At 53.5% G+C, this 5,438-nt stretch carries 7 protein-coding genes; 2 read left to right on the forward strand and 5 right to left on the reverse strand.

Annotated elements, in window-relative coordinates:
- Positions 1 to 524 (reverse strand): DUF1638 domain-containing protein (locus ABJQ89_RS07810; protein ID WP_348495687.1); only part of this gene is annotated, 524 nt, incomplete at its 3' end.
- 82 nt (positions 525 to 606) lie between these two features.
- Here ABJQ89_RS07810 and ABJQ89_RS07815 point away from each other — a divergent pair.
- Positions 607 to 1,611, forward strand: coding sequence for a sulfotransferase domain-containing protein (locus ABJQ89_RS07815; protein WP_348495688.1), 1,005 nt, complete (start codon positions 607 to 609; stop codon positions 1,609 to 1,611).
- A gap of 58 nt (positions 1,612 to 1,669) precedes the next feature.
- On the opposite strand, the gene ABJQ89_RS07820 is transcribed toward ABJQ89_RS07815, so the two are convergent.
- Positions 1,670 to 2,371, reverse strand: coding sequence for a B12-binding domain-containing protein (locus tag ABJQ89_RS07820; protein WP_348495689.1), 702 nt, complete (start codon positions 2,369 to 2,371; stop codon positions 1,670 to 1,672).
- 199 nt (positions 2,372 to 2,570) lie between these two features.
- On the opposite strand from ABJQ89_RS07820, the gene ABJQ89_RS07825 reads away from it, so the two are divergent.
- Positions 2,571 to 3,662, forward strand: a complete 1,092-nt coding sequence (locus tag ABJQ89_RS07825; protein WP_348495693.1) for a PA0069 family radical SAM protein — start codon at positions 2,571 to 2,573, stop codon at positions 3,660 to 3,662.
- Here the strand turns inward: ABJQ89_RS07825 and ABJQ89_RS07830 are convergent.
- From ABJQ89_RS07830 to ABJQ89_RS07840, 3 genes are all read right to left on the reverse strand, one after another.
- A complete protein-coding gene (locus ABJQ89_RS07830) occupies positions 3,644 to 4,027 on the reverse strand; it encodes a YbaN family protein (protein WP_348495690.1) in 384 nt (127 codons plus the stop codon). The two genes, ABJQ89_RS07825 and ABJQ89_RS07830, sit on opposite strands and share 19 nt — an antisense overlap.
- A gap of 3 nt (positions 4,028 to 4,030) precedes the next feature.
- Entirely contained in the window at positions 4,031 to 5,047 is a 1,017-nt protein-coding gene (gene bmt / locus ABJQ89_RS07835) for a betaine--homocysteine S-methyltransferase (RefSeq protein WP_348495691.1), read from the reverse strand.
- A 106-nt stretch (positions 5,048 to 5,153) separates the two neighbouring features.
- A partial coding sequence (locus tag ABJQ89_RS07840) for a phosphatidylglycerol lysyltransferase domain-containing protein (RefSeq protein ID WP_348495692.1) occupies positions 5,154 to 5,438 on the reverse strand: 285 nt, incomplete at its 5' end.

Genomic DNA, 5,438 nt, shown 5'->3' on the forward strand with positions numbered 1-5,438 from the left:
GTTTGCGCCTGATAGACCAGTTTTTCATAATTGCCGAAATACATATCCCGCAGCTCTGGATGGCGATCTAGGCCCATAGGTTTGATCACGAAAGCATCGAACTGACGCACGAGAAAATCAGTGAGGTAGAAGGCGGTAAACTCGTCTTCTGCAATTTCGGCAAAGGCAGCATTGCCTTCAAAGAAGGAATAGCAATGGGGGCCTTGGATCATTTCAACGCCCAGTTCTTCGCATTTTGCCTCTAGCAAACCACCCGTTCCACAATCGGCGTAAGCGACAAAAATTTGCGCATAATTGGGTTGATGCTCTGCGACTGCCTCGGCAACGGCGTCGGTGATTTTTTCAGGGTAAACGTGGTAAATCGCGGGCAGGCAGGTCAGGTCCATATGCGCCCAGCCATTCATTTCTTTCAGGGCGAGAATTTCGCGCGCGAGCGCACCACAAGCCAAAATGAGCGTTTTTCCGCGACCTTTTGGGGCGAGGCCTTGCTCTGTCAGTGCGACGTCGTTGAGCTGTGTATTCATCGGTTGAACCTTTGCAAATATGCGATAAGCAGAGCATCAGAATTTGTGGAAAATGCAAGTATATAAAGAGTGTGAGCTGACATTGACGACGATTAAAATACTCTTGGAGCGACTAAGCACGGGACAGCAATTGGTTGTGCCGTCATCTTCGATGAACGTGCAGATCAATGGAAAAGCTGCTGATTTGAGCACAGAGGTTTCGGCAGGTGATCGTCTGCAATTTGACGATAAAAAATTCCGTGTTGTGAATGGGTTGGAGGGGTATCTTTACCCAGCGCTTGAGCCGGAAACTCGCGTGAAACGGACAAACCAAGTGCATTGCGGTCTTCATAAAAGCCTGACCATGTTCACGCGGCGTGTCTATGATGATGCGATCCGCGCGCAGCAAATGTCACCGATGCGTATCCTGCAACAACGACGCTTTCCGCAGCAGAAACATTTCTTTCACTTCATTCGCGATTTTTACGAACAGCATCACAAATTCACCCTGTGCTCGCTCAGTGGTCAGCGGCTTGATCTGGATAGTTTTGACGACATCAAAATCGTACGGTTTGTGCGTGATCCGCGTGATCTGTTGATCTCTGGCTACCACTATCACAAGCGCGGTGCGGAGCATTGGTGCAAGATCCCCAATGCCGTCGCTGCCGATTATGAAATGGTGAATGGCGCTGTGCCGAGCGCGTTGGCGGAACATGATGGAGCGACGCTGGAGAACTTTCTCAATGATGTGGACATGGCCGCTGGCTTGGCCGCTGAACTGGAATTTCGCAGGCCGCATTTTGAAAGCATGATGAGCTGGCCGCTCGATGATCCGCGCATTTTGACGTTTCGCTATGAAGACATCATGGACAACGAACCAAGCACGTTTGAGGCAATCGCAGAGCATTTCGGTTGGACGGAGTATGTGAAGCGCAAAGCAATGCACAGCGCGTTCAAATATAGCGCAGGTCAGCAAGAAGCGGAGAAGGGCCATGTGCGGGACAAAACCCCCGGGCAATGGCGCAAGGTTCTACCTGAGGCATTGAACGCGCAAGTTATCGAGAGGTATGGCCCGTTTCTGCGCGCGTTTAACTACCCAGTAGATTAGTACGAAAAAAGCCTCAGATTTCTCTGAGGCTTTGATGTCTTTCGATGTTGTGCTGCGATTAACCTGCCGCTTGATTGTGCTTTCGCGCAACCCATTCTTTGGCAGTTTCCACCGCGACAGCAGCATCGCGGCAATAGGCGTCTGCGCCAATGGCTTTGCCAAACTCTTCGTTCAATGGCGCGCCGCCGACCAAAACGATGTAGTCATCGCGCGTCCCTTGTTCGACCAACGTATCAATCACGACTTTCATGTATGGCATTGTCGTGGTGAGCAGGGCGGACATGCCGAGAATTTCTGGCTCTTCTTTTTCGAGGGCTTCCAGATAAGATTCGACCGCGTTGTTGATGCCGAGATCTACAACTTCAAAACCCGCGCCTTCCATCATCATGGAAACAAGGTTTTTGCCGATATCGTGGATGTCGCCCTTAACGGTGCCGATTACCATCTTACCGACACGAGGCGCGCCTGTTTCTGCCAGAAGCGGTTTTAGAATGGACATGCCACCCTTCATCGCATTCGCGGCGAGCAAAACCTCCGGGACGAACAAGATGCCATCGCGGAAGTCGGCGCCAACGATTGTCATGCCCCCGACCAAGGCTTTGGTCAAAATGTCATAAGGCGCCCATTTGCGTTCGAGAAGGATGTTCACACCTTCTTCGATTTCTTCCTTCAGACCATCGTACAGATCGTCGAACATCTGCTGTACAAGTTCTTCGTCGTCCAGTTCTGACAGGATAATGTCGTCTTCTTCATCGGACATGGGCCGTTCCTTATATTTGGCGAGGGCGCCGGGATTTTTTACGAGCATCTGGTCAAAATGAAGCGAAGACTTCACCAATTGCGACATAGGTGCGCGCGCATCCGACGTCTAACAAAGTTTTGCGTGAACTACCCCATGAAAAAGGGTCATGACATTTATGAATATTTGCGCATGTTCACACAATGTTCTATATGGATGCATGGAGATCTGTAGCCAGCAACACTTGATCGAGAAACAGCGCCGAAAAGGGCGCGGTGCGGTGAGTAATGCGAGTGGCCGTTTCGAACGCATTGCGCGAATTGATTCTGACGATGGCTGGGACATTCCAGAAGACCGCAGTAACTTCCGCACTTACGTGCGCGAAGAAATGGCGCGAAGTATCATCAGTTATAATCGCTCGCCTGATCTACCGTTTGATCGTTCTATCAATCCCTATCGAGGGTGCGAGCATGGTTGTATTTATTGTTTTGCCCGTCCGAGCCACGCCTATTTGGGGCTCTCTCCCGGGCTGGATTTTGAAACGCAGTTGATTGCAAAACCCAATGCGCCAGACGTGTTAGCCCGTGAATTGCGGCGCAAGAGCTACAAGGTGGCTCCCATCGCAATCGGAACGAACACCGATCCCTATCAACCCGTTGAAAAGGAACGCGAAGTGACGCGTGCCTGTTTGAAGGTGCTGCAAGCGTTTAGACATCCCGTTGCGATTGTCACGAAGGGGACGTTGATTGAACGTGACATAGATATTTTAGCGCCGATGGCAGCGGAGGGATTGGTGCGCGTTGGGATTTCGGTCACGTCCCTTGATCCAAAATTGGCGCGTGCTATGGAGCCGCGCGTCCCACCCCCTGTGCGGAAACTTCAAACCATCGAACGCCTGTCACAGGCTGGCATCCCAGTGCGCATCATGGCGTCGCCCGTTGTTCCAGGGCTGAGCGATCCAGAGCTAGAGCAGATTTTAGAAGCGGGCAAAAATGCTGGCGCTCAAACCGCCAGTTGGATCATGTTGCGATTGCCGCGCGAGGTGTCGCCGATGTTTCAAGAATGGCTCGATGTGCATTACCCTGATCGCAAAACGCGCGTGATGGCGCGATTGCGGGAAATGCATGATGGGCAAGACTACGACGCGCAATGGCATCATCGTATGCGCGGCAAGGGCGTCTATGCAGAGCTTATCGCGCAGCGTTTCAAGCGCGCGTGTCGTGCTTTGAGCCTCGCGGAACATGCGCCTCGGCTGCGCACCGACTTGTTCAAACCGCCCAGCATGAAGGGCGATCAAATGTCTTTGTTCTGATCCGTCTTTTTCGGGCCGGAGGGGCGGGTCAATACGTATCCGGCACCAATGCTCATGCCGATGGCCTGCGCAATTAGGCCAACTCGGGGCACGCCGACATAAAGGCTAATGGCAAAGACCGCCGCCATCATCGAACAGGCGATCATTTTCGCACGCACGGGGATTGCGCCATGCGCTTCCCAATCTTTGATCATTGGCCCGAAGGCAGGAAGATTGATCAGCCATTGGTGCAATCTGGGGCTTGATTTGCCAAACGCAAAGGCGGCCAGAATGACAAAAGGGGTTGTTGGCAATACGGGCAAAGCGACACCCAGCGCGCCCAGCAACAATGCTGCGCCACCGAGTATCAACCAGAATGCCCGCATCAATTATCCCGCGCGTTGACGGCGTCGGGTCTTCCGCGCCGTAGGTGCGTTTTCTTCAGTGCCATCGCCCGCAGAAGAGAAGGGACCTAGCGCATCGACAATTTCTTCCAATGACGGCGGTGTGGATTTGTCCGTCTCTTCCAGCGTCTTGCGCATCGCGGAGAGGTGGTCGGGCATTGTCCCGCAGCATCCACCGATGATCTTCGCGCCGCAATTTCGAGCAAGGCGCGCGTATTCACCCATGAGTTCTGGTGTACCGTCGTAGTGGATGTGACCGTCAACATATTTGGGGATGCCTGCATTGCCCTTGGCGATGATCGGTGTGGCGCTGCCTTGCGCGGCAAATCCGAGGACGGTGCGCAGCAAGTCCGAAGCGCCCGTGCCGCAGTTTGCGCCAAAAGCGCGGGGTGCATTGTCTAGACCATCCACCATTTGAACCATTCCCGCGCTGGTCATGCCCATCATTGTGCGGCCGGCGGTATCAAAGCTCATCGTGCCGACCCAAGGCAGATCAACACGCGCGAAAGCCTCAGCAGCAGCTGCGTATTCCTCTGGTGCAGAAATGGTTTCCAGCCAGAGCACATCCGCGCCGCCTGCTTTCAAACCTTCGGCCTGTTCATGGAAAATTTCGACGGCATCCGCGTGGCTCAAGGTACCGACAGGTTCCATGATATCGCCCGTCGGGCCAACTGAACCGGCAACGATAATGTCGCGGCCTGAAGCATCTGCAACCTCGCGGCCGATTTCTGCCGCCATGCGCGATAAATCATGTGCGCGATCTTGGGCATCATGCAATTTCAGGCGGGATGCGTTGCCACCAAAGGAGTTGGTGAGAAACAGATCGCTGCCTGCATCGACCGCGGATTGGTAAAGCGTTTTGATCTTTTCAGGATGCTGTTCATTCCAAAGCTCGGGCGCGTCGCCAGACATAAGGCCCATGTTGAAAAGGTTGGTGCCAGTCGCGCCATCGGCCAAAATCCACTCGCGCGTCGCGAGCATTTTTGTGAATGCATTTGTCATGTCGGAATCCTGATAATTTGAGCCTCTCTGTCACGCTGGATATGGTGAGGCAAACTCATAATCATCATAATGATAATGAATGGATGTCCGTTTCGGTTCGGGGCGCTTAGCTGCTTGGCTTGAGGGGCGGCGGATCTCTGACTTCCTGCCATATGTCCCAAAGCCCTAGATAGAGCGTCAATCGATTGGGCGCAGCGGCATATAAGGGGCGCCATTTGGGAGAAAAGCTCCGCTTGAATTGCTCTAACCCGTTCGTATTGAGCGCGCGGCGCAGGCTAAATCTATCGATGGCTCGGAGCAGTGGCGCATCTGAGCAGCTGATGGCAGCTAGCGAGAAGTTTCGACATCCCTGTTCTTGCGCGGCAGAGATCGCGTGGCTGACCAGGGCGTG

It is taken from the genome of Planktotalea sp. (assembly GCF_039984035.1).
Lineage (GTDB): Bacteria > Pseudomonadota > Alphaproteobacteria > Rhodobacterales > Rhodobacteraceae > Planktotalea.